Source organism: Escherichia sp. MOD1-EC6021 (genome assembly GCF_002965245.1).
GTDB classification, from domain to species: Bacteria; Pseudomonadota; Gammaproteobacteria; order Enterobacterales; family Enterobacteriaceae; genus Escherichia; species Escherichia coli_F.
This window is the reverse complement of sequence record NZ_PTRU01000010.1, coordinates 39,356-64,949: the sequence shown is the minus strand read 5'-3', so window position 1 is coordinate 64,949 and position 25,594 is coordinate 39,356. Positions and strand designations below refer to the sequence as shown.

The window sequence follows — 25,594 nt, the reverse complement described above, 5'->3', positions numbered from 1 at the left end:
AGGCTCACCCCCTCTCCTTTTTCGCAGGCATAACACGATGAAACCTTCCACTGAATGGTGGCGATACCTTGCGCCGCTGGCGGTCATCGCCATTATTGCTCTAATTCCGGTTCCCGCAGGGCTGGAGAGTCATACCTGGCTCTACTTTGCCGTTTTTACTGGCGTGATCGTTGGACTGATCCTCGAACCCGTGCCGGGTGCCGTGGTGGCGATGGTGGGTATCTCCATTATCGCCATTCTCTCGCCGTGGCTGCTGTTTAGCCCGGAGCAGCTCGCCCAGCCAGGTTTTAAGTTCACCGCCAAATCCCTCTCCTGGGCGGTTTCTGGTTTTTCTAATTCGGTTATCTGGCTGATTTTCGCCGCCTTTATGTTTGGCACAGGCTATGAAAAAACCGGGCTGGGGCGACGTATCGCGCTGATTCTGGTGAAAAAGATGGGGCATCGTACGCTGTTTCTCGGCTATGCGGTGATGTTCTCCGAGCTGATCCTGGCACCTGTAACACCGTCCAACTCGGCGCGCGGTGCGGGGATTATCTATCCCATCATCCGTAACCTGCCACCGCTCTATCAATCACAACCAAACGACAGCAGTTCGCGCAGCATGGGCTCGTACATCATGTGGATGGGGATTGTTGCCGACTGCGTGACCAGCGCCATTTTCCTGACGGCGATGGCACCAAACTTGCTGTTAATTGGACTGATGAAAAGCGCATCTCACGCCACGCTGAGTTGGGGCGACTGGTTTCTCGGCATGTTGCCGCTCAGCATTTTACTGGTTCTGCTGGTTCCCTGGCTGGCTTACGTGCTGTACCCGCCGGTACTGAAGTCTGGTGATCAGGTGCCGCGCTGGGCAGAGACGGAACTGCAGGCAATGGGCCCGCTCTGTTCTCGTGAAAAACGGATGCTGGGGCTGATGGTAGGCGCACTGGTGCTGTGGATTTTCGGCGGTGATTATATCGATGCCGCGATGGTCGGTTACAGCGTGGTGGCACTGATGCTGCTTCTGCGCATTATCTGCTGGGACGATATTGTCAGTAATAAAGCGGCGTGGAACGTTTTCTTCTGGCTGGCCTCGCTTATCACCCTCGCTACCGGACTCAACAACACCGGTTTTATTAGCTGGTTTGGCAAACTGTTAGCAGGCAGCTTAAGCGGTTATTCGCCAACGATGGTGATGGTGGCGTTGATTGTGGTGTTTTATCTGCTACGCTACTTCTTTGCCAGCGCCACGGCGTATACCTCCGCTCTCGCGCCGATGATGATTGCCGCCGCGCTGGCGATGCCGGAAATCCCGCTTCCCGTGTTCTGCCTGATGGTTGGCGCGGCAATTGGTCTGGGGAGCATTCTTACACCATACGCCACCGGACCCAGTCCGATTTACTACGGTAGTGGTTATCTGCCAACGGTGGATTACTGGCGACTGGGGGCAATTTTTGGGCTGATATTCCTCGTGTTGCTGGTGATTACCGGCTTACTGTGGATGCCCGTGGTGTTGCTTTAAGTGAGGACGGTGCCGGAAGTGACTCTCCGGCACCTAATAGTTTTACGCGGCCGGTAACTCTGCCAGCGGCCAGCGCGGACGCACGCTAACGCCGAGATCCGCCGTCGCGCCTGCTTTAAACCGCACCATTCCGGCATAGGCGATCATCGCGCCGTTATCAGTACAAAATTCCGGACGCGCGTAGAACACTTCGCCACGGCGTTTTTTCATCATTTCAGCCAGCTTCGCCCGTAACGTGCGGTTAGCACTCACGCCGCCTGCCATGACCAGTCGCTTAAAGCCTGTCTGATCCAGCGCTCGCTTACACTTAATCATCAACGTATCGACCACCGCATCTTCAAAGGCGCGGGCGATATCAGCACGCGTCTGGTCGTCGGTGCCGTTATCACGAATGGTATTTGCCGCAAAGGTTTTCAGACCAGAAAAGCTGAAATCCAGCCCTGGGCGGTCAGTCATCGGGCGCGGGAAGACAAAGCGCCCGGCTGTACCCTGCGCCGCCATTTTCGACAGTAACGGACCACCAGGATAATCGAGCCCTAACAGTTTCGCGGTTTTATCAAAGGCTTCACCGGCGGCATCATCGATAGACTCGCCGAGCAGCTCGTACTGACCAATGCCTGTGACGCTGATTAACTGCGTATGGCCGCCGGAAACCAGCAGCGCGACAAACGGAAATTCCGGTGGGTTATCTTCCAGCATCGGCGCTAACAGATGCCCTTCCATATGGTGTACAGGGATCGCCGGAACGCCCCAGGCAAACGCCAGCGAACGCCCGACCGTTGCGCCAACCAACAGCGCACCGACTAATCCAGGGCCTGCAGTATAGGCCACGGCGTCAATGTCTTTTGCCGTTAAACCGGACTCTTTCAGCGCCTCCTGGATCAACGGTACGGTTTTACGCACGTGATCGCGGGAGGCCAGTTCAGGCACTACACCACCGTAGTCAGCGTGCAATTTCACCTGACTATACAATTGGTTGGCTAACAAACCTTTTTCATCGTCGTAAATGGCGATGCCGGTTTCATCGCAGGAAGTTTCAATACCCAGTACACGCATGACTTGTTTTACCTCGCTTTATTACCGCGCAGTGTAGGACCAATGCGGGTTGATGTAAAACTTTGTTCGCCCCTGGAGAAAGCCTCGTGTATACTCCTCACCCTTATAAAAGTCCCTTTCAAAAAAGGCCGCGGTGCTTTACAAAGCAGCAGCAATTGCAGTAAAATTCCGCACCATTTTGAAATAAGCTGGCGTTGATGCCAGCGGCAAACCGAATTAATCAAAGGTGAGAGGCACATGCCGGTAATTAAAGTACGTGAAAACGAGCCGTTCGACGTAGCTCTGCGTCGCTTCAAGCGTTCCTGCGAAAAAGCAGGTGTTCTGGCGGAAGTTCGTCGTCGTGAGTTCTATGAAAAACCGACTACCGAACGTAAGCGCGCTAAAGCTTCTGCAGTGAAACGTCACGCGAAGAAACTGGCTCGCGAAAACGCACGCCGCACTCGTCTGTACTAATTCCCCGAGAGCGTTGCTCTCCGATCAGACCGAGTTGTAGTTGTAAGGCCGTGCTTCCGAAAGGAATGCGCGGCTTATTTTCGTTTATGAATTGCTAAAAATCGGGGCCTATGGCTGGACGAATCCCACGCGTATTCATTAATGATCTGCTGGCACGCACTGACATCGTCGATCTGATCGATGCCCGTGTAAAGCTGAAAAAGCAGGGCAAGAATTTCCACGCGTGTTGTCCATTCCACAACGAGAAAACCCCGTCATTCACCGTTAACGGTGAAAAACAGTTTTACCACTGCTTTGGATGTGGCGCGCACGGCAATGCGATCGACTTCCTGATGAACTACGACAAGCTCGAGTTCGTCGAAACGGTCGAAGAGCTGGCGGCAATGCACAATCTTGAAGTGCCATTTGAAGCAGGCAGCGGCCCCAGTCAGATCGAGCGCCATCAACGGCAAACGCTTTATCAGTTGATGGACGGTCTGAATACGTTTTACCAACAATCTTTACAGCAACCTGTTGCCACGTCTGCGCGCCAGTATCTGGAAAAACGCGGATTAAGCCACGAGGTTATCGCCCGCTTTGCGATTGGTTTTGCGCCCCCCGGCTGGGACAACGTCCTGAAACGGTTTGGCGGCAATCCAGAAAATCGTCAGTCGTTGATTGATGCGGGCATGTTGGTCACCAACGATCAGGGTCGCAGTTACGATCGTTTCCGCGAGCGGGTGATGTTCCCCATTCGCGATAAACGCGGTCGGGTGATTGGTTTTGGCGGGCGCGTGTTGGGCAACGATACCCCCAAATACCTGAACTCGCCGGAAACCGATATTTTCCATAAAGGCCGCCAGCTATACGGTCTTTATGAGGCGCAGCAGGATAACGCTGAACCCAATCGTCTGCTTGTGGTCGAAGGCTATATGGACGTGGTGGCGCTGGCGCAATACGGTATTAATTACGCCGTTGCGTCGTTAGGTACGTCAACCACCGCCGATCACATACAACTGTTGTTCCGCGCGACCAACAATGTCATTTGCTGTTATGACGGCGACCGTGCAGGCCGCGATGCCGCCTGGCGAGCGCTGGAAACGGCGTTGCCTTACATGACAGACGGACGGCAGCTACGTTTTATGTTTTTGCCTGATGGCGAAGACCCTGACACGCTGGTGCGCAAAGAAGGTAAAGAAGCGTTTGAAGCGCGGATGGAGCAGGCGATGCCGCTCTCCGCTTTTCTGTTTAACAGTCTGATGCCGCAAGTTGATCTGAGTACCCCTGACGGGCGCGCACGTTTGAGTACGCTGGCACTGCCATTGATATCGCAGGTGCCGGGCGAAACGCTGCGAATCTATCTTCGTCAGGAATTAGGCAGCAAATTAGGCATACTTGATGACAGCCAGCTTGAACGATTAATGCCAAAAGCGGCGGAGAGCAGCGTTTCTCGCCCTGTTCCACAGCTAAAACGCACGACCATGCGTATACTTATAGGGTTGCTGGTGCAAAATCCAGAATTAGCGACATTGGTCCCGCCGCTTGAGAATCTGGATGAAAATAAGCTCCCTGGACTTGGCTTATTCAGAGAACTGGTCAACACTTGTCTCTCTCAGCCGGGTCTGACCACCGGGCAACTTTTAGAGCACTATCGTGGTACAAATAATGCTGCCACCCTTGAAAAACTGTCGATGTGGGACGATATAGCAGATAGGAATATTGCTGAGCAAACCTTCACCGACTCACTCAACCATATGTTTGATTCGCTGCTTGAACTGCGCCAGGAAGAGTTAATCGCTCGTGAGCGCACGCATGGTTTAAGCAACGAAGAACGCCTGGAGCTCTGGACATTAAACCAGGAGCTGGCGAAAAAGTAATTTAACGGCTTAAGTGCCGAAGAGCGATCGGGAAGCCCCCGACAGCCGCACTGAGAGGCAGCGGCAAATATATAAGTACGCCCTCGTAATTATCGTTGGCGGTAAATAACCGTTGGATTTCAGCGTTAACGGCTGAAGGACAGCGGGTCAATCGCCCAACACCAACCTCATGAAATAAGTGTGGATACCGTCTTATGGAGCAAAACCCGCAGTCACAGCTGAAACTTCTTGTCACCCGTGGTAAGGAGCAAGGCTATCTGACCTATGCCGAGGTCAATGACCATCTGCCGGAAGATATCGTCGATTCAGATCAGATCGAAGACATCATCCAAATGATCAACGACATGGGCATTCAGGTGATGGAAGAAGCACCGGATGCCGATGATCTGATGCTGGCTGAAAACACCGCGGACGAAGATGCTGCCGAAGCCGCCGCGCAGGTGCTTTCCAGCGTGGAATCTGAAATCGGGCGCACGACTGACCCGGTACGCATGTACATGCGTGAAATGGGCACCGTTGAACTGTTGACCCGCGAAGGCGAAATTGACATCGCTAAGCGTATTGAAGACGGGATCAACCAGGTTCAATGCTCCGTTGCTGAATATCCGGAAGCGATCACCTATCTGCTGGAACAGTACGATCGTGTTGAAGCAGAAGAAGCGCGTCTGTCCGATCTGATCACCGGCTTTGTTGACCCGAACGCAGAAGAAGATCTGGCACCTACCGCCACTCACGTCGGTTCTGAGCTTTCCCAGGAAGATCTGGACGATGACGAAGATGAAGACGAAGAAGATGGCGATGACGATAGCGCCGATGATGACAACAGCATCGACCCGGAACTGGCTCGCGAAAAATTTGCGGAACTGCGCGCTCAGTACGTTGTAACGCGTGACACCATCAAAGCGAAAGGTCGCAGTCACGCAGCCGCTCAGGAAGAGATCCTGAAACTGTCTGAAGTATTCAAACAGTTCCGCCTGGTACCGAAGCAGTTTGACTACCTGGTCAACAGCATGCGCGTCATGATGGACCGCGTTCGTACGCAAGAACGTCTGATCATGAAGCTCTGCGTTGAGCAGTGCAAAATGCCGAAGAAAAACTTCATTACCCTGTTTACCGGCAACGAAACCAGCGATACCTGGTTCAACGCGGCAATTGCAATGAACAAGCCGTGGTCGGAAAAACTGCACGATGTCTCTGAAGAAGTGCATCGCGCCCTGCAGAAACTGCAGCAGATTGAAGAAGAAACCGGCCTGACCATCGAGCAGGTTAAAGATATCAACCGTCGTATGTCCATCGGTGAAGCGAAAGCCCGCCGTGCGAAGAAAGAGATGGTTGAAGCGAACTTACGTCTGGTTATTTCTATCGCCAAGAAATACACCAACCGTGGCTTGCAGTTCCTTGACCTGATTCAGGAAGGTAACATCGGCCTGATGAAAGCGGTTGATAAGTTCGAATACCGTCGTGGTTACAAATTCTCCACCTACGCAACCTGGTGGATTCGTCAGGCGATCACTCGTTCTATCGCGGATCAGGCGCGCACCATCCGTATTCCGGTGCATATGATTGAGACTATCAACAAGCTCAACCGTATTTCTCGCCAGATGCTGCAAGAGATGGGCCGCGAGCCGACGCCGGAAGAACTGGCTGAACGTATGCTGATGCCGGAAGACAAGATCCGCAAAGTGCTGAAAATCGCCAAAGAGCCAATCTCCATGGAAACGCCGATCGGTGATGATGAAGATTCGCATCTGGGGGATTTCATCGAGGATACCACCCTCGAGCTGCCGCTGGATTCTGCGACCACTGAAAGCCTGCGTGCGGCAACGCACGACGTGCTGGCTGGCCTGACCGCGCGTGAAGCGAAAGTTCTGCGTATGCGCTTCGGTATCGATATGAACACCGACCACACGCTGGAAGAAGTGGGTAAACAGTTCGACGTTACCCGTGAACGTATCCGTCAGATCGAAGCGAAGGCGCTGCGTAAACTGCGTCACCCGAGCCGTTCTGAAGTACTGCGTAGCTTCCTGGACGATTAATCGGTAGGCCGGATCAGGCGTTACGCCACATCCGGCACTTTTCCCTTTGCACAAACGCCACCTTTTCGGTGGCGTTTTTTATCGCCCACGCACTACCAGCGCCTGGTCCAGTTCCCGATACGCCTCAACCAGTTTCTCCAGTGAAACGCGACTTAAACCGCTGGGATTTGGCAGTACCCAAATCTGCGTCGAACCAATAGTGAGCGTTTGCTTCCCCCACTGTGCACCGCGTTGGCTGAATCCTTGCTCAAACGCCTGTTTGCCCAGAATTGCCAACGCTTGTGGTTGGTAATCTTCAATTTTTTCAATCAGCTTACGCCCGCCTGCGTGCAGCTCCTGCTTTGAAACTTCATTGGCTTGCACTGTTGGACGGTCTACAAGTTTGGTGACACCACAACGATAATCCAGCAGATGCTGTGCCTCCTGCGGCTTCAACTGACGGTCGGTAAACCCAGCCTGATATATCACCTTCCAGAAGCGATTTGCCGGATGAGCAAAGGGAAAACCAGTTCCGGCGGATGAAAGACCAGGATTGATACCGCAAAACACAACCCGTAACCCTGGAGCCAAAATATCCTCAACCATATTTACTCCTTTCTAACATCACCAGGAAAAGTATAACGGATTGAAAATACATTGTTTATAAAAACAGCAGGCGAGCGGTAATGGCTGGATTGCGACACGGAGTTACTTTATAATCCGCTACCATGGCCCCTTAGCTCAGTGGTTAGAGCAGGCGACTCATAATCGCTTGGTCGCTGGTTCAAGTCCAGCAGGGGCCACCAGACATAGCAAAGGCTGACGAGAAATCGTCAGCCTTTTTCTTTTTATATATCAATTACTTTTCGTGCCAGTAAGCCGCTGCGCGTACCCGCTGTGGGTCATACTGTTCCGCTTCAAAGCGGCTGCTTAAATTCTTAACTACTTTGCCTTCGCCGGTTATCCAGATGAAGTAATCATCGGCAGGGATTTGCAGCTGCGCCAGGCGTGCGTCTACCGCCTGCTCATCATGCGCCAACCATTCGATATTAAAACCATCAAGGTGCGCGAGATAATCCTGACAGGCGTTATCCTGTACGCTGACCAGCGCGGTAACTTGCGGTTTAACGGCAAGTTTACTCAACGTTTCCAGGCGGCGGCGCAGTGCCGGCATTCCGGACTCATCGCAAACATACACCTGATACGCGTAATCTTCCGGCACCACCAGCGAACCGCGCGGCCCTGCCACCGTGAGTTTATCGCCCGGTTGCGCCTGCATCGCCCAGCTGCTGGCGACTCCGCCGTCGTGAATAAAGAAATCGATCGCCAGTTCATGACGTTGTTCGTCATACAGTGGCGTATAGTCACGCGACGGTGGGCGTGGTCCTTCCGGCCAGACGATCCCCTCTTCCGTTACCGTTGGCGGCACAAAGTGAACGTCAGATTGAGGAAAGAAGAGTTTGCTGTGATCGTCAAAGCCGCGCGATGTAAAACCGTCCAGCGCCTCGCCGCCGAGGACAATGCGCTGAAAACCGGCACTGATACGCTCAACGCGTAACACAGTCAGTTCACGGAAGCGCAGATCATTGCGAACGCGCTGTGGGTAGCGGGGGGAGTTATTCATTGTTATCGCCTTCGTGATGATAATCAGATATATCTAAATAATTTTCGTAAATGATAATGATTGTTAATCATGATAAATGCAAGCGATTTGTAGAACTGATATGTCTATAGTCTGATAAGACGAACCGCCTCTTCTCAGGCATCATTACTCAACGCCGGATGCGGCGTGAACGCCTTATCCGGCCTACGTGTGAGATGAGTCCACGTTTAAAAATCATTTTTACACTTGCAAGATCGCTCATATCAGATATAAATTAGATATATCTAATTAAGCAAAAGGAGGCTGATATGAGCCATCATCACGAAGGGTGTTGTAAACATGAAGGCCAGCCACGTCATGAAGGCTGCTGCAAAGGTGAGAAATCAGAACACGAACACTGTGGACACGGTCACCAGCATGAACACGGTCAATGCTGCGGTGGTCGCCACGGTCGCGGCGGCGGTCGTCGGCAACGTTTCTTTGGTCACGGTGAATTACGTCTGGTGATTCTGGATATTCTCTCGCGCGATGACAGCCACGGTTACGAATTGATTAAAGCGATTGAAAATCTGACCCAGGGAAATTACACCCCAAGCCCGGGCGTCATCTACCCGACGCTGGATTTTCTGCAGGAGCAGTCGCTGATTACCATCCGCGAAGAGGAAGGTGGTAAGAAGCAGATTGCGCTGACCGAACAAGGCGCGCAGTGGCTGGAAGAAAACCGCGAACAAGTGGAGATGATTGAAGAGCGCATCAAAGCGCGTTGCGTTGGCGCTGCGCTGCGCCAGAACCCGCAAATGAAGCGGGCGCTGGATAATTTTAAAGCGGTGCTGGATTTACGCGTCAACCAGAGCGATATCACTGATGCACAAATAAAAAAGATCATTGCGGTGATCGACCGCGCCGCTTTTGATATTACCCAACTGGATTAATCACCGATTGCCGGATGCGGCGTACCCTACACACCCCGTAGGCCTGATAAGATGCGCCAGCATCGCATCAGGCATTGTGTACAAACGGCTATATCCGGCATACCGATTAATGCAGCACCGTCACCGCGTCTTCCAGTCGGCTGGCGCGGTGTTTCACCATCGCCGACACCTGCGCACTCTCTTCCACCAGCTCGGCGTTTTTCTGGGTGATCAGGTTAAGCTCATCCACTGCACGGGTCAGGCTGGAAAGCCCATCGGCCTGTTCCAGCGTTGAATGGCTAATCTGAGCTATCAACTGGGTGACGTTTTTTACCTGCGCCACAATATCTTCCATCGTCCGTCCGGCGGCGTGTACCTGCTGCGAACCGGATTGCACCTTATCAGCACTGGCATCAATCAGCTTGCGAATATCGTTGGCGGCATTAGCACTGCGGCTGGCTAAATGACGCACTTCCCCTGCCACCACTGCAAAACCTTTGCCTTGTTCTCCGGCACGCGCCGCTTCCACCGCCGCATTCAGGGCGAGAATATTGGTCTGAAACGCAATATCGTTAATCAGCGAAGTAATGGTGCCAATGCGCTGGGTACTGTCAGCAATATCGTCCATCGTTTTGATCACCGTGGACATCGCCTCCCCGCCCTGCACGGCCGCATTACTGGCGGTGATCGAAAGTTTATCGGCAGCCGACGCCGTGGCAGAGTTCTGTTTCACCGACGCCGCCATCTGGTTCATGGTCGCCACCGTTTGCTGAACATTATCAACCGTCTGTTGGGTATGTTCGTTCAGTTCATCAGTGCCTTTCGCCAGCGTCTCGCTGCCGTTTCTGACACTGGACACCTGGCTCGAGACATCGTTAATTAGCCAACGGCACATCAGGCCAAGCTGCCCTACCGCGCGTAATGTCAGCCCCAGCTCATCGCTGCGATTCAGATGCTCAACACTATTACGTTCTCCGGTCGCCACCTTCAGTGCCTGACGGGCGACATTTTCTATCGGGCGCACAATCTGCCATTCAAAACAGGCGATTACTAACAATACCACTAACGCACAGAGGAAATATGACACCACCGGGGCAGCAACAAACCAAAGCATAGCCGCCAACAAGATAAACATCAGCGTCATCACTCCACGCGCCCGCCAGCGAAGCGGCAATGAAGGCAGTTTTCCCAGCCAGCCTTTACGCACCACCAGGCCTTTATGAATACGCTTACTGGTACGTCCGGCGTTCAACGCTTTGTACAGTGGCTCCACCGCCGCAATCTCTTCATCCGTCGCCCGGGTACGAATCGACATATAGCCACTGATTTTTCCCTCGCGCACCATCGGTACCGCATTGGCCCGCACCCAATAATGGTCGCCATTTTTGCGGCGATTTTTCACGATGCCGCTCCAGGGCTCCCCTTTTTTCAGGGTGAACCACATATCCGCAAACGCCGCTTTTGGCATATCGGGATGACGCACCATATTGTGCGGCTGCCCCTGTAACTCCTGCAAGGTATAGCCGCTCACCTGCACAAAAGTGTCATTAGCATGAGTGATATAGCTTTGCAGATCGGTAGTGGACATCAGAGTGGTATCGTCCGCCAGCGGGGTATTTTGCTGGGTGACATACGGATGAGAAGACATGTTCGCGTCCTGTGCAGGTTATATGGTTGTTAACTTCTTGTCAGAGTTTATGTCGGCCCCGCTGCGGTTATCTTTAACCGATTAATTTGATTTAGATCGCAATTTGCGATTAAAGCACAAATCTAATTCCTTGATTTAAAATACTTTCACTCTGTTACTATACGAAAACGTTAATTATCTTGCCCAAAAATCAGGCATTTATTGCCCTAAAAGCGTGCATTTGCGCAGCGATCACCACATTCATACCCAATATAGACCGTGCAAAATAACAGCAAATGTTAACAAATAGCATTAAATATTGCGTAAATGATAACCACATTTGTGTTTATCCCGATTTTCGCGATTGCAGCCGGAGTGGCGCAATCCCTGCAATACTTAAATCGGTATCATGTGATACGCGAGCCTCCGGAGCATATTTTGAACAGGTTACCTTCGAGCGCATCGGCTTTAGCGTGCAGCGCCCACGCCCTGAATCTCATTGAGAAGCGAACGCTGGATCATGAGGAGATGAAAGCACTTAACCGAGAGGTCATTGAATACTTCAAAGAGCATGTCAATCCGGGGTTTTTAGAGTATCGCAAATCTGTTACCGCCGGCGGGGATTACGGAGCCGTAGAGTGGCAAGCGGGAGGTTTAAATACGCTTGTCGACACCCAGGGACAGGAGTTTATCGACTGCCTGGGAGGTTTTGGAATTTTCAACGTGGGGCACCGTAATCCAGTTGTGGTTTCCGCCGTACAGAATCAACTTGCGAAACAACCGTTGCACAGCCAGGAGCTGCTTGATCCATTACGGGCAATGCTGGCGAAAACCCTTGCTGCGCTAACGCCCGGTAAGCTGAAATACAGCTTCTTCTGTAATAGCGGCACCGAGTCCGTTGAAGCGGCGCTGAAACTGGCGAAGGCTTATCAGTCACCGCGTGGCAAGTTTACTTTTATTGCCACCAGCGGCGCGTTCCACGGTAAATCGCTTGGCGCGCTGTCGGCCACGGCGAAATCGACCTTCCGCAAACCGTTTATGCCACTGCTGCCAGGGTTCCGTCACGTACCGTTTGGCAATATCGAAGCCATGCGCACGACCCTTAGCGAGTGCAAAAAAACCGGTGACGATGTTGCCGCAGTGATCCTTGAGCCGATTCAGGGCGAAGGTGGCGTAATTCTGCCGCCGCCGGGCTATCTCACCGCCGTGCGTAAGCTGTGCGATGAGTTCGGCGCACTGATGATCCTCGATGAAGTACAAACGGGCATGGGGCGCACGGGCAAGATGTTCGCCTGCGAGCATGAGAACGTTCAGCCGGACATTCTGTGTCTGGCAAAAGCCCTCGGCGGCGGCGTGATGCCGATTGGCGCGACCATCGCCACTGAAGAGGTGTTCTCAGTTCTGTTCGACAACCCGTTCCTGCATACCACCACCTTTGGCGGCAACCCGCTGGCCTGTGCGGCGGCGCTGGCGACCATCAATGTGTTGCTGGAGCAGAACTTACCGGCTCAGGCTGAGCAAAAAGGCGATATGTTGCTGGACGGTTTCCGTCAACTGGCACGGGAATATCCCGATCTGGTACAGGAAGCGCGTGGCAAAGGGATGTTGATGGCGATTGAATTTGTCGATAACGAAATCGGCTACAACTTTGCCAGCGAGATGTTCCGCCAGCGCGTACTGGTGGCCGGAACGCTCAATAACGCCAAAACGATCCGCATTGAACCGCCACTGACACTGACCATTGAACAGTGCGAACTGGTGATCAAAGCGGCGCGTAAGGCGCTGGCGGCCATGCGAGTAAGTGTCGAAGAAGCGTAATATCAAATCGGATGGCGATACGACGTCGCCATCCGATTGTTTTATACGATACGTACGCCCGTAGGCATCATCCGCTCCGGCGTTAACAGCACGCTTTCGCTGCCATCATCGGTTTCCGCACACAACAACATGCATTCCGACGTTTCACCGCGCATTTTCGCTTTTTGCAGATTGCATAAGACCACCACTGTTTTTCCCATCAGCTCTTCTTCGCTGTAGTACGGCACCAGGCTGGTCACGGTTTGCAGCGTTTTTTCACTCACATCAACCTGTACGATGTACAGCTTGTCGGCGTTTTCATGGCGTTTCACTTCCACAATCTTTCCGACGCGCATTTCCAGACGTGCAAAATCAGCGTAAGCCACGGTTTCCATTGTTTCCTCCCCTTGAGTAAAATTTTACTAAACTATAGCAAAAGTTTTTCTCAATCCTGTAGGCTAAAAATGGAGAATGCAGGCGTGATCACATTCGTGAGCCGCTGTGTTACCGTTACAGCGTCAAAGAAACGCGCTTTATTTACTGAAAACAGGTGACCCGATAAGCACTTCCTCTACAATGGGGGCGCACATCAGGGAAAGTAAAAAAGGTAAACATGGCAACACTAAAAGACATCGCAATCGAAGCTGGCGTATCCCTGGCGACAGTATCCAGGGTCTTAAATGACGATCCGACATTGAATGTGAAAGAAGAGACGAAACATCGCATTCTCGAGATCGCCGAAAAGCTGGAGTACAAGACCAGTAGTGCCCGTAAACTCCAGACAGGTGCAGTCAACCAACACCATATTCTGGCTATCTACAGCTACCAGCAGGAGCTGGAGATCAACGATCCTTACTATCTGGCGATCCGCCACGGCATTGAAACCCAGTGCGAAAAGCTGGGCATCGAGCTCACCAACTGTTATGAACACAGCGGCTTACCAGACATTAAAAACGTCACCGGTATTTTAATTGTCGGCAAACCCACGCCCGCCCTGCGCGCCGCTGCCAGCGCGTTGACCGACAATATCTGTTTTATCGACTTTCACGAACCCGGCAGCGGTTACGATGCGGTGGATATCGATCTGGCACGTATCAGTAAAGAAATCATCGACTTCTATATCAACCAGGGCGTTAATCGTATTGGTTTTATTGGCGGTGAAGATGAGCCTGGCAAGGCGGATATTCGTGAGGTCGCCTTTGCGGAATATGGCCGACTGAAACAAGTGGTACGCGAAGAGGATATCTGGCGCGGCGGTTTTTCCAGTTCGTCGGGCTACGAACTGGCGAAACAGATGCTGGCTCGGGAAGACTACCCGAAGGCGCTTTTTGTTGCTTCCGATTCTATTGCTATTGGCGTACTGCGGGCAATTCATGAACGTGGTCTGAACATCCCGCAGGATATTTCACTTATCAGCGTTAACGACATCCCCACCGCGCGATTTACCTTTCCGCCGCTCTCAACCGTACGCATCCACTCCGAGATGATGGGAAGCCAGGGCGTTAATCTGGTGTATGAAAAAGCTCGCGATGGTCGCGCGCTGCCGCTGCTAGTCTTCGTTCCCAGCAAATTAAAACTGCGCGGCACGACCCGTTAAATCCCCTTACACACTGTCCGGCAATCGTTTTTGCCGGACAGTGCTGCCGTTTATTTTCGTGATCCAGTTAAAGTAAATGCATTTACTCGCTATATTTTAGTAAAAATTTTACTAAACTCCCCAGCAATTACACAAACTACCATCACCATGAATGGTTCCGATTTCTCTCTACCGGGAGGCCCTATGAATCGCTGGGAAAACATTCAGCTTACCCACGAAAACCGACTTGCGCCGCGTGCGTACTTTTTTTCATATGATTCTGTTGCGCAAGCGCGTACCTTTGCCCGCGAAACCAGCAGCCTGTTTCTGCCTTTAAGCGGTCAGTGGAATTTCCATTTTTTTGACCATCCGCTGCAAGTACCTGACGCCTTCACTTCCGAGTTAATGGCTGACTGGGGACATATCACCGTCCCCGCCATGTGGCAAATGGAAGGCCACGGCAAACTGCAATATACCGACGAAGGTTTTCCGTTCCCTATCGATGTGCCGTTTGTTCCCAGCGATAACCCAACCGGTGCCTATCAACGTATTTTCACCCTCAGTGACGGCTGGCAGAGTAAACAGACGCTGATTAAATTTGACGGCGTCGAAACCTATTTTGAAGTCTACGTTAACGGTCAGTATGTGGGTTTCAGCAAGGGCAGTCGCCTGACCGCAGAGTTTGACATCAGCGCGATGGTTAAAACCGGCGACAACCTGTTGTGTGTGCGCGTGATGCAGTGGGCGGACTCTACCTACGTGGAAGACCAGGATATGTGGTGGTCGGCGGGGATCTTCCGCGATGTTTATCTGGTCGGTAAACAACTCACGCATATTAACGATTTCACCGTGCGTACCGACTTTGACGAAGCCTATTGCGATGCCACGCTTTCCTGCGAAGTGGTGCTGGAAAATCTCGCCGCCTCCCCTGTCGTAACGACGCTGGAATATACCCTGTTTGATGGCGAACGCGTGGTACACAGCAGCACCATTGATCATTTGGCAATTGAAAAACTGACCAGCGCCAGCTTTGCTTTTACTGTCGAACAGCCCCAGCAATGGTCAGCAGAATCCCCTTATCTTTACCATCTGGTCATGACGCTGAAAGACGCCGACGGCAACGTTCTGGAAGTGGTGCCACAACGCGTTGGCTTCCGTGATATCAAAGTGCGCGACGGTCTGTTCTGGATCAATAACCGTTATGTGATGCTGCACGGCGTCAACCGTCACGACAACGATCATCGCAAAGGCCGCGCCGTTGGAATGGATCGCGTCGAGAAAGATCTCCAGTTGATGAAGCAGCACAACATCAACTCCGTGCGTACCGCTCACTACCCGAACGATCCGCGTTTTTACGAACTGTGTGACATCTACGGCCTGTTTGTGATGGCGGAAACCGACGTCGAATCGCACGGCTTTGCTAACGTCGGCGATATCAGCCGTATTACCGACGATCCGCAGTGGGAAAAAGTCTACGTCGAGCGCATTGTTCGCCATATCCACGCGCAGAAAAACCATCCGTCGATCATCATCTGGTCGCTGGGCAATGAATCCGGCTATGGCTGTAACATCCGCGCGATGTACCACGCAGCGAAAGCGCTGGATAACACGCGACTGGTGCACTACGAAGAAGATCGCGATGCTGAAGTGGTCGATATTATTTCCACCATGTACACCCGCGTGCCGCTGATGAATGAGTTTGGTGAATATCCGCATCCGAAGCCGCGCATCATCTGTGAATACGCCCATGCGATGGGGAACGGTCCGGGCGGGCTGACGGAGTACCAAAACGTATTCTATAAGCACGATTGCATTCAGGGACATTATGTTTGGGAATGGTGCGACCACGGGATCCAGGCGCAGGATGACAACGGCAATGTCTGGTATAAATACGGCGGTGACTACGGCGACTATCCCAACAACTATAACTTCTGTCTTGATGGTTTGATCTATTCCGATCAGACGCCGGGGCCGGGACTGAAAGAGTACAAACAGGTTATCGCGCCGGTAAAAATCCACGCGCTGGATCTGACTCGCGGCGAGCTGAAAGTCGAAAATAAACTGTGGTTTACCACGCTTGATGACTACACCCTGCACGCAGAGGTGCGCGCCGAAGGTGAAACGCTCGCGACGCAGCAGATTAAACTGCACGACGTTGCGCCGAACAGCGAAGCCCCCTTGCAGATCACGCTGCCACAGCTGGACGCCCGCGAAGCGTTCCTCAACATTACAGTGACCAAGGATTCCCGCACCCGCTACAGCGACGCCGGGCACCCTATCGCCACTTATCAGTTCCCGCTGAAGGAAAATACCGCGCAGCCTGTATCTTTCGCGCCAAATAATGCGCGTCCGCTGACGCTGGAAGACGATCGCTTGGGCTGCACCATTCGCGGCTACAACTTCGCGATCACCTTCTCAAAAATGAGTGGCAAACCGACATCCTGGCAGGTGAATGGCGAGTCGCTGCTGACCCGCGAGCCAAAGATCAACTTCTTCAAGCCAATGATCGACAACCACAAGCAGGAGTACGAAGGACTGTGGCAACCGAACCATTTGCAGATTATGCAGGAACATCTGCGCGACTTTGCCGTTGAGCAAAGTGATGATGAAGTGTTGATCATCAGCCGCACGGTTATTGCCCCGCCGGTGTTTGACTTCGGGATGCGCTGTACCTACATCTGGCGCATCGCTGCCGATGGCCAGGTTAACGTGGCACTTTCCGGCGAGCGTTACGGCGACTATCCGCACATCATTCCGTGTATCGGTTTCACCATGGGGATTAACGGCGAATACGACCAGGTGGCGTATTACGGTCGTGGACCGGGCGAAAACTACGCCGACAGCCAGCAAGCTAACATCATTGATATCTGGCGCAGTACCGTCGATGCCATGTTCGAGAACTATCCCTTCCCACAGAACAACGGTAACCGTCAGCATGTCCGCTGGACGGCACTGACTAACCGCCACGGCAATGGTCTGCTGGTTGTTCCGCAGCGCCCCATTAACTTCAGCGCCTGGCACTACACCCAGGAAAACATCCACGCTGCCCAGCACTGTAACGAACTGCAGCGCAGTGATGACATCACCCTGAATCTTGACCACCAACTGCTTGGCCTCGGCTCTAACTCCTGGGGCAGCGAAGTGCTGGACACCTGGCGCGTCAGGTTCCGTGACTTCAGCTACGGCTTTACGTTGCTGCCAGTTTCTGGCGGGGAAGCTACCGCGCAAAGCCTGGCATCGTATGAGTTCGGCGCAGGGTTCTTTTCCACGAATTTGCACAGCGAGAATAAGCAATGAGGATCATCGATAACTTAGAACAGTTCCGCCAGATTTACGCCTCTGGCAAAAAGTGGCAACGCTGCGTTGAAGCGATTGAAAATATCGACAACATTCAGCCTGGCGTCGCCCACTCCATCGGTGACTCATTGACTTACCGCGTGGAGACAGACTCCGCGACCGATGCGCTATTTACCGGGCATCGACGCTATTTTGAAGTACATTACTACCTGCAAGGACAACAAAAAATTGAATATGCGCCGAAAGAGACATTACAGGTAGTGGAATATTATCGTGATGAAACTGACCGTGAATATCTAAAAGGCTGCGGAGAAGCCGTTGAGGTCCACGAAGGGCAAATCGTTATTTGTGATATCCATGAAGCGTATCGATTTATCTGTAATAACGCGGTCAAAAAAGTCGTTCTCAAAGTCACCATCGAAGATGGTTATTTCCATAACAAATAACAATTACGGCGGCATAAGGAGTTTGCCGCCACCGCTACCCTACTCATTTTCGGAGATGTGTTATGTCTGATACCAAACGTAATACAATCGGCAAATTCGGCTTGCTCTCGCTGACTTTTGCCGCCGTTTACAGCTTTAACAACGTTATCAATAATAATATTGAGCTTGGACTGGCCTCAGCACCAATGTTTTTCCTCGCGACGATTTTTTATTTTATTCCCTTCTGTCTGATCATCGCAGAATTTGTTTCGTTAAATAAAAACTCGGAAGCCGGTGTCTACGCGTGGGTAAAAAGTTCGCTGGGCGGACGTTGGGCATTTATTACTGCCTATACCTACTGGTTCGTAAACCTGTTCTTTTTCACCTCATTATTGCCGCGCGTTATTGCTTACGCCTCGTATGCTTTCCTCGGCTACGAATATATTATGACACCGGTTGCCACCACCATTATCAGTATGGTGCTGTTCGCCTTCTCCACCTGGGTTTCCACCAACGGGGCGAAAATGCTGGGGCCAATCACCTCCGTCACTTCAACGCTGATGCTGCTGTTAACGCTCTCCTACATTTTACTGGCAGGCACGGCGCTGGTTGGCGGCGTACAGCCTGCCGATCCGATCACCGTTGACGCGATGATCCCGAACTTTAACTGGGCGTTCCTCGGCGTTACTACCTGGATCTTTATGGCCGCAGGTGGCGCGGAATCTGTCGCGGTGTACGTTAACGACGTCAAAGGCGGTTCAAAATCGTTTGTTAAAGTGATCATTCTCGCCGGGATTTTTATCGGTGTACTGTATTCCGTCTCCTCGGTGCTGATTAACGTCTTCGTTAGCAGCAAAGAGTTGAAGTTTACCGGCGGATCGGTGCAGGTATTCCATGGCATGGCGGCGTATTTTGGTCTGCCGGAAGCGTTGATGAATCGCTTTGTCGGTCTGGTGTCCTTTACCGCAATGTTCGGCTCTTTGCTGATGTGGACCGCAACGCCGGTAAAAATTTTCTTCTCCGAAATCCCGGAAGGCATCTTTGGTAAGAAAACCGTCGAACTGAACGAAAACGGCGTTCCGGCGCGCGCGGCATGGATCCAGTTCCTGATTGTCATCCCGCTGATGATTATCCCGATGCTCGGTTCCAATACCGTGCAAGATCTGATGAATACCATTATTAATATGACCGCCGCAGCATCCATGCTTCCACCGTTATTCATCATGTTGGCTTACCTGAATTTACGCGCCAAATTAGATCACCTGCCACGCGATTTCCGTATGGGCTCCCGCCGCACAGGTATTATCGTTGTTTCAATGCTGATTGCGATATTTGCCGTAGGGTTTGTCGCTTCGACATTCCCGACTGGCGCGAATATTCTGACCATCATTTTTTATAACGTCGGCGGTATTGTTATCTTCCTCGGCTTTGCGTGGTGGAAATACAGTAAATATATAAAGGGATTAACGGCTGAAGAGCGCCATATTGAAGCGACGCCAGCCAGCAATGTTGATTAAGCAGAATAATAAAAAATGAGCAGGCATTTTCCCTCTTCCTGGATGGGGAGAGGGAAAATAGTTTCTGCCTTTATATTTTTATAATTACAACGATAAAAGGCTGTACTTTTTCTTTAGCTCATGGATTAACACAATGAAATTAATCACTGCACCATGCAGAGCATTACTTGCTCTGCCGTTTTGCTACGCCTTTTCTGCGGCCGCTGAAGAAGCACGTCCGGCAGAACATGACGACACAAAAACACCCGCAATTACCTCGACATCTTCTCCTTCATTTCGTTTTTACGGCGAATTAGGGGTTGGTGGATATATGGATTTAGAGGGTGAGAATAAACATAAATACAGCGACGGCACCTATATTGAAGGTGGCCTGGAGATGAAGTACGGCTCCTGGTTCGGCCTGATTTACGGCGAAGGCTGGACCGTGCAGGCCGACCACGACGGTAATGCCTGGGTGCCTGACCATAGCTGGGGCGGTTTCGAAGGTGGGATTAACCGTTTCTATGGCGGTTATCGTACCAATGATGGCACCGAAATCATGCTCAGTCTGCGTCAGGATTCCTCGCTGGATGACCTGCAATGGTGGGGCGATTTCACGCCCGATCTGGGCTACGTCATTCCCAATACCCGCGACATTATGACCGCGCTGAAGGTACAGAACTTAACCGGCAACTTTCGTTATAGCGTCACCGCCACACCAGCCGGACATCATGACGAAAGCAAAGCCTGGCTACATTTTGGCAAATACGATCGCTACGACGACAAATACACCTATCCGGCAATGATGAACGGTTACATCCAGTATGACCTTGCCGAAGGCATCACCTGGATGAACGGTCTGGAAATTACCGACGGTACCGGACAACTCTATCTCACTGGCCTGCTTACCCCTAACTTTGCCGCTCGCGCCTGGCACCATACCGGACGCGCCGACGGGCTGGACGTACCGGGAAGTGAAAGTGGGATGATGGTGAGCGCCATGTATGAAGCGTTCAAGGGGATTTATCTCTCCACCGCTTACACCTACGCCAAACATCGCCCTGACCACGCTGACGATGAAACCACCTCTTTCATGCAGTTTGGTATCTGGTACGAATACGGCGGCGGACGTTTCGCAACGGCTTTTGATAGCCGCTTCTACATGAAAAATGCCTCTCACGATCCCAGCGACCAAATCTTCCTGATGCAATATTTCTACTGGTAATAAGGACTGTAATTTCATGAAAATCAAAACTATTTTAACGCCAGTAACCTGCGCTCTGCTGATGAGTTTTTCCGCCCATGCCGCTAACGCCGACAATTATAAAAACGTGATTAACCGTACTGGCGCGCCGCAGTACATGAAGGATTACGATTACGACGATCACCAGCGTTTTAATCCGTTTTTCGATCTCGGATCCTGGCATGGTCATCTGTTGCCAGACGGCCCGAACACCATGGGCGGTTTTCCAGGCGTTGCGCTGCTGACAGAAGAATACATCAACTTTATGGCCAGCAATTTCGACCGCCTGACCGTCTGGCAGGACGGCAAGAAAGTCAATTTCACGCTGGAGGCATACAGTATTCCCGGCGCGCTGGTACAAAAAATGACAGCAAAAGATGTGCAGGTCGAAATGACTCTGCGCTTCGCCACGCCGCGTACCTCATTACTGGAAACTAAAATCACCAGCAATAAACCGCTGGATCTGGTGTGGGACGGCGAGCTGCTGGAAAAACTGGAAGCGAAGGAAGGGAAACCGATTTCCGATAAAACCATTGCTGGCGAGTACCCTGATTATCAGCGCAAAATCAGCGCCACCCGTGATGGCCTGAAAGTCACCTTTGGCAAAGTGCGCGCCACCTGGGATCTGCTGACCTCCGGCGAATCAGAATATCAGGTGCATAAATCCCTGCCAGTGCAGACTGAAATCAACGGTAATCACTTTACCAGTAAGGCGCATATCAACGGGTCGACGACGCTCTATACCACCTACTCCCACCTGCTGACCGCTCAGGAAGTTAGCAAAGAGCAAATGCAGATCCGCGATATTCTGGCGCGTCCGGCGTTTTATCTCACCGCCTCGCAGCAACGCTGGGAAGAGTACCTGAAGAAAGGGTTAACCAATCCGGATGCGACGCCGGAACAGACGCGCGTCGCGGTGAAAGCCATCGAAACACTCAACGGTAACTGGCGCTCACCGGGCGGGGCGGTGAAATTTAATACCGTCACACCGTCGGTGACCGGGCGCTGGTTCTCCGGCAATCAGACCTGGCCGTGGGATACCTGGAAACAGGCGTTTGCGATGGCGCATTTCAATCCGGAGATCGCCAAAGAGAATATCCGCGCGGTCTTCTCCTGGCAGATCCAACCTGGCGACACCGTGCGTCCACAGGATGTGGGATTTGTCCCCGACCTGATTGCGTGGAACCTTAGCCCCGAGCGTGGCGGCGATGGCGGCAACTGGAACGAACGCAATACCAAGCCCAGCCTTGCCGCCTGGTCGGTGATGGAAGTGTACAACGTCACCCAGGATAAAACCTGGCTGGCAGAGATGTACCCGAAACTGGTGGCCTATCACGACTGGTGGTTACGTAACCGCGATCATAACGGCAACGGCGTGCCGGAATATGGCGCGACCCGCGATAAAGCCCATAACACCAAGAGCGGCGAGATGATGTTTACGGTGAAAAAAGGCGATAAAGAAGAGACGCTGTCTGGGCTGAACAACTACGCCCGCGTGGTGGAGAAAGGCCAGTACGACAGTCTGGAAATTCCGGCACAAGTTGCTGCGTCGTGGGAATCGGGCCGTGATGACGCCGCCGTCTTTGGGTTTATCGACAAGGAACAGCTGGATAAATATGTCGCTAACGGCGGCAAACGTAGCGACTGGACGGTGAAATTCGCCGAGAACCGCAGCCAGGACGGAACGTTGCTGGGCTACTCGCTATTGCAGGAGTCGGTGGATCAGGCCAGCTATATGTATAGCGATAACCATTATTTGGCAGAGATGGCAACTATCCTCGGTAAGCCGGAAGAGGCCAAACGCTATCGCCAGTTGGCGCAGCAGCTCGCGGACTACATCAATACCTGTATGTTCGACCCGACCACGCAGTTCTACTATGACGTGCGCATTGAAGATAAACCGCTGGCGAACGGCTGTGCGGGCAAACCGATTGTTGAGCGCGGTAAAGGGCCTGAAGGCTGGTCGCCGCTGTTTAACGGTGCTGCAACGCAGGCCAATGCCGACGCGGTGGTGAAGGTGATGCTGGACACCAAAGAGTTCAACACCTTTGTACCGCTGGGAACGGCGGCGTTAACCAACCCGGCTTTTGGCGCGGATATCTACTGGCGCGGGCGCGTATGGGTAGATCAGTTCTGGTTTGGTCTGAAAGGAATGGAGCGTTACGGTTATCGCGATGATGCCCTGAAACTGGCGGATACGTTCTTCCAGCATGCCAAAGGATTAACCGCCGACGGTCCGATTCAGGAGAATTACAACCCTCTGACTGGCGCGCAGCAAGGGGCTCCCAATTTCTCCTGGAGTGCCGCACATTTGTATATGTTGTATAACGATTTTTTCCGTAAACAGTAATTTGCAACGGCTGGCGGATGCGGCGTGGACGCCTTATCCGCACTACATGTGCGTTCCGTAGGCCGGATAAGACGCGGCAAGCGTCGCATCCGGCATCTGTACCGCGCCACTGGCGGATGCGGCGTGGACACCTTATCCGCCCTACATGTGCGTTCCCCCTGGCCGGATAAGACGCGGCAAGCGTCGCATCCGGCATTACCACCAGCCTATTCTTTTTGATTCCCATCACAAACCCCGCATTCCCCTTTTCCCTTTTCCCCGGCGACGGCTAAATTAGAACTCATCCGACCACATAACAATTATTTTACATACTGGATAATTTATGAGCTACCCGTCGCTGTTTGCCCCGCTTGATTTAGGTTTTACCACGTTAAAAAACCGCGTGTTGATGGGTTCAATGCACACCGGGCTGGAGGAATACCCGGACGGTGCCGAGCGGCTGGCGGCGTTTTATGCTGAACGCGCCCGTCACGGCGTGGCGCTGATCGTTAGCGGCGGTATTGCACCTGATTTAACAGGCGTTGGCATGGAAGGCGGTGCAATGCTCAATGACGTCAGCCAGATCCCGCACCATCGCACCATTACCGAAGCGGTACATCAGGAAGGCGGCAAAATCGCCCTGCAAATTTTGCATACCGGACGCTACAGCTACCAGCCGCATCTGGTAGCGCCCTCCGCGTTGCAGGCCCCCATCAACCGTTTCGTTCCTCATGAACTCACCCATGAAGAGATCCCGCGACTGATCGACGATTTCGCCCGCTGCGCGCAACTGGCGCGGGAGGCCGGATACGATGGCGTCGAAGTGATGGGCTCTGAAGGGTATTTGATCAACGAATTTCTGACTCTGCGCACCAACCAGCGTAGCGACCAGTGGGGCGGCGATTACCGCAACCGGATGCGGTTTGCCGTCGAAGTAGTGCGTGCGGTGCGCGAGCGCGTCGGCAACGACTTCATTATTATCTATCGGCTGTCGATGCTCGACCTGGTAGAAGGCGGCGGGACTTTTACCGAAACGGTAGAACTGGCGCAGGCCATTGAAGCGGCGGGCGCAACCATTATCAACACTGGAATAGGCTGGCATGAAGCGCGGATTCCGACCATCGCCACGCCAGTGCCGCGCGGCGCATTTAGCTGGGTCACACGCAAACTGAAAGGTCACGTCTCATTGCCGCTGGTGACCACCAACCGGATTAACGATCCGCAGGTTGCCGACGATATTCTCTCGCGCGGTGATGCCGATATGGTATCGATGGCGCGACCGTTTCTTGCTGATGCGGAGCTGCTGTCAAAAGCGCAATCGGGGCGAGCCGATGAGATCAACACCTGCATTGGCTGCAATCAGGCCTGTCTCGATCAGATCTTTGTCGGCAAGGTCACCTCGTGTCTGGTGAATCCTCGCGCCTGCCACGAAACCAAAATGCCGATCCTTCCCGCCGTGCAGAAAAAAAATCTGGCGGTGGTCGGCGCAGGTCCGGCGGGGCTGGCGTTTGCCATCAATGCGGCGGCGCGTGGTCATCAGGTAACGTTGTTTGATGCACATAGCGAGATCGGCGGGCAGTTTAATATCGCCAAACAGATCCCCGGCAAAGAGGAATTTTACGAAACATTGCGCTACTACCGCCGAATGATCGAAGTGACTGGCGTGACACTGAAACTTAATCACACCGTGACCGCAGATCAGTTAAAGGCGTTCGATGAAACGATCCTCGCCAGTGGGATCGTACCGCGCATTCCGCCCATCGACGGGATCGATCATCCGAAGGTGTTGAGTTATCTCGACGTACTGCGCGACAAAGCGCCGGTGGGCAACAACGTCGCCATCATTGGTTGTGGTGGGATTGGCTTTGATACAGCGATGTATTTGAGTCAGCCAGGGGAGTCCACCAGCCAGAATATCACCGAGTTTTGTAAAGAGTGGGGAATCGACAGTAGCCTGCAACAGGGTGGTGGGTTAAGCCCGCAAGGCATGCAGATCCCCCGTAGCCCGCGACAGATTGTGATGCTTCAACGCAAAGCCAGCAAACCAGGGCAAGGGTTGGGCAAAACTACGGGCTGGATCCATCGCACCACCCTGCTCGCGCGCGGCGTGAAAATGATCCCAGGCGTAAGTTACCAGAAGATCGACGATGACGGGCTGCATGTGGTGATCAACGGCGAACCGCAAATTTTGGCGGTAGATCATGTGGTGATCTGCGCGGGGCAGGAGCCAAACCGCACGCTGGCACAACCGCTCATTGATAGCGGGAAAACCGTGCATTTAATTGGCGGCTGCGATGTGGCTATGGAGCTGGACGCTCGACGGGCAATTGCCCAGGGAACACGGTTGGCGCTGGAGATTTAAATCGTTATTTGAAGTGCTGGATGTGACGCTTGCTGCGTCTTATCCGG

General features: G+C 52.8%; 18 protein-coding genes and 1 tRNA gene. 14 read left to right on the top strand and 5 right to left on the bottom strand.

Annotation, left to right across the window (positions count from 1 at the left end; all coding sequences use genetic code 11):
- Positions 1-37: 37 nt before the first annotated feature.
- A complete protein-coding gene (ttdT, locus tag BEB54_RS13425) occupies positions 38-1,501 on the top strand; it encodes an L-tartrate/succinate antiporter (RefSeq protein WP_105276773.1) in 1,464 nt (487 codons plus the stop codon).
- A gap of 42 nt (positions 1,502-1,543) precedes the next feature.
- Here the strand turns inward: ttdT and tsaD are convergent, their stop codons facing one another.
- Positions 1,544-2,557, bottom strand: a complete 1,014-nt coding sequence (tsaD, locus tag BEB54_RS13420) for a tRNA (adenosine(37)-N6)-threonylcarbamoyltransferase complex transferase subunit TsaD (RefSeq protein ID WP_032185154.1) — start codon at positions 2,555-2,557, stop codon at positions 1,544-1,546.
- Positions 2,558-2,794: 237 nt separating this feature from the next.
- Here tsaD and rpsU point away from each other — a divergent pair, with 237 nt between their 5' ends.
- The 3 genes from rpsU to rpoD all read left to right on the top strand — a co-directional run bounded on the left by rpsU (position 2,795) and on the right by rpoD (position 6,902).
- Positions 2,795-3,010 (top strand): 30S ribosomal protein S21, encoded by a 216-nt coding sequence (gene rpsU, locus BEB54_RS13410; RefSeq protein WP_001144069.1) that lies wholly within the window; start codon positions 2,795-2,797, stop codon positions 3,008-3,010.
- A gap of 110 nt (positions 3,011-3,120) precedes the next feature.
- Positions 3,121-4,866, top strand: coding sequence for a DNA primase (dnaG, locus tag BEB54_RS13405; protein WP_105276774.1), 1,746 nt, complete (start codon positions 3,121-3,123; stop codon positions 4,864-4,866).
- A 194-nt stretch (positions 4,867-5,060) separates the two neighbouring features.
- Positions 5,061-6,902, top strand: a complete 1,842-nt coding sequence (rpoD, locus tag BEB54_RS13395) for an RNA polymerase sigma factor RpoD (RefSeq protein WP_000437371.1) — start codon at positions 5,061-5,063, stop codon at positions 6,900-6,902.
- A 78-nt stretch (positions 6,903-6,980) separates the two neighbouring features.
- Here rpoD and mug read toward each other — a convergent pair whose 3' ends face one another.
- The gene (gene mug, locus BEB54_RS13390) at positions 6,981-7,487 is read right to left on the bottom strand and encodes a G/U mismatch-specific DNA glycosylase (RefSeq protein ID WP_000228932.1); all 507 of its coding nucleotides are present in this window, start codon (positions 7,485-7,487) and stop codon (positions 6,981-6,983) included.
- A gap of 124 nt (positions 7,488-7,611) precedes the next feature.
- On the opposite strand from mug, the gene BEB54_RS13385 reads away from it, so the two are divergent.
- A tRNA-Ile gene (locus tag BEB54_RS13385) sits at positions 7,612-7,687 on the top strand.
- 53 nt (positions 7,688-7,740) lie between these two features.
- On the opposite strand, the gene nfeF is transcribed toward BEB54_RS13385, so the two are convergent.
- Positions 7,741-8,505, bottom strand: a complete 765-nt coding sequence (nfeF, locus tag BEB54_RS13380; protein ID WP_032185155.1) for an NADPH-dependent ferric chelate reductase NfeF — start codon at positions 8,503-8,505, stop codon at positions 7,741-7,743.
- 287 nt (positions 8,506-8,792) lie between these two features.
- On the opposite strand from nfeF, the gene nfeR reads away from it, so the two are divergent.
- Positions 8,793-9,416 carry a DNA-binding transcriptional regulator NfeR gene (gene nfeR / locus BEB54_RS13375; RefSeq protein ID WP_000018005.1) on the top strand — a complete coding sequence of 208 codons (624 nt, stop codon included), beginning with the start codon at positions 8,793-8,795 and terminating at the stop codon, positions 9,414-9,416.
- A 106-nt stretch (positions 9,417-9,522) separates the two neighbouring features.
- On the opposite strand, the gene aer is transcribed toward nfeR, so the two are convergent.
- On the bottom strand, positions 9,523-11,043 hold the full coding sequence (gene aer / locus BEB54_RS13370) for an aerotaxis sensor receptor Aer (RefSeq protein ID WP_105276775.1): 1,521 nt from the start codon (positions 11,041-11,043) through the stop codon (positions 9,523-9,525).
- 417 nt (positions 11,044-11,460) lie between these two features.
- Between aer and ygjG the strand changes: the two genes are divergently transcribed.
- Positions 11,461-12,840, top strand: coding sequence for a putrescine aminotransferase (gene ygjG / locus BEB54_RS13360; RefSeq protein WP_105276776.1), 1,380 nt, complete (start codon positions 11,461-11,463; stop codon positions 12,838-12,840).
- A 41-nt stretch (positions 12,841-12,881) separates the two neighbouring features.
- Here ygjG and BEB54_RS13355 read toward each other — a convergent pair whose 3' ends face one another.
- Complete coding sequence (locus BEB54_RS13355; protein ID WP_105276777.1) at positions 12,882-13,214, bottom strand: tRNA-binding protein; 333 nt, start codon at positions 13,212-13,214, stop codon at positions 12,882-12,884.
- 218 nt (positions 13,215-13,432) lie between these two features.
- On the opposite strand from BEB54_RS13355, the gene ebgR reads away from it, so the two are divergent.
- From ebgR to fadH, 7 genes are all read left to right on the top strand, one after another.
- A complete protein-coding gene (ebgR, locus tag BEB54_RS13345) occupies positions 13,433-14,416 on the top strand; it encodes a transcriptional regulator EbgR (protein ID WP_000212475.1) in 984 nt (327 codons plus the stop codon).
- A 183-nt stretch (positions 14,417-14,599) separates the two neighbouring features.
- Positions 14,600-17,692, top strand: coding sequence for a beta-galactosidase subunit alpha (gene ebgA / locus BEB54_RS13340; protein ID WP_105276778.1), 3,093 nt, complete (start codon positions 14,600-14,602; stop codon positions 17,690-17,692).
- The gene (locus BEB54_RS13335) at positions 17,689-18,138 is read left to right on the top strand and encodes a beta-galactosidase subunit beta (RefSeq protein WP_001219950.1); all 450 of its coding nucleotides are present in this window, start codon (positions 17,689-17,691) and stop codon (positions 18,136-18,138) included. Before ebgA ends, BEB54_RS13335 begins: the two co-directional genes overlap by 4 nt.
- 62 nt (positions 18,139-18,200) lie before the next feature.
- Positions 18,201-19,634 carry an amino acid permease gene (locus BEB54_RS13330; protein ID WP_001285446.1) on the top strand — a complete coding sequence of 478 codons (1,434 nt, stop codon included), beginning with the start codon at positions 18,201-18,203 and terminating at the stop codon, positions 19,632-19,634.
- Positions 19,635-19,767: 133 nt separating this feature from the next.
- Positions 19,768-20,838 carry a protein YgjJ gene (ygjJ, locus tag BEB54_RS13325; RefSeq protein WP_105276779.1) on the top strand — a complete coding sequence of 357 codons (1,071 nt, stop codon included), beginning with the start codon at positions 19,768-19,770 and terminating at the stop codon, positions 20,836-20,838.
- Positions 20,839-20,854: 16 nt separating this feature from the next.
- Positions 20,855-23,206 carry an alpha-glucosidase gene (gene ygjK / locus BEB54_RS13320; RefSeq protein WP_105276780.1) on the top strand — a complete coding sequence of 784 codons (2,352 nt, stop codon included), beginning with the start codon at positions 20,855-20,857 and terminating at the stop codon, positions 23,204-23,206.
- 322 nt (positions 23,207-23,528) lie between these two features.
- Entirely contained in the window at positions 23,529-25,547 is a 2,019-nt protein-coding gene (gene fadH, locus BEB54_RS13315) for an NADPH-dependent 2,4-dienoyl-CoA reductase (protein WP_105276781.1), read from the top strand.
- Positions 25,548-25,594 lie beyond the last annotated feature (47 nt).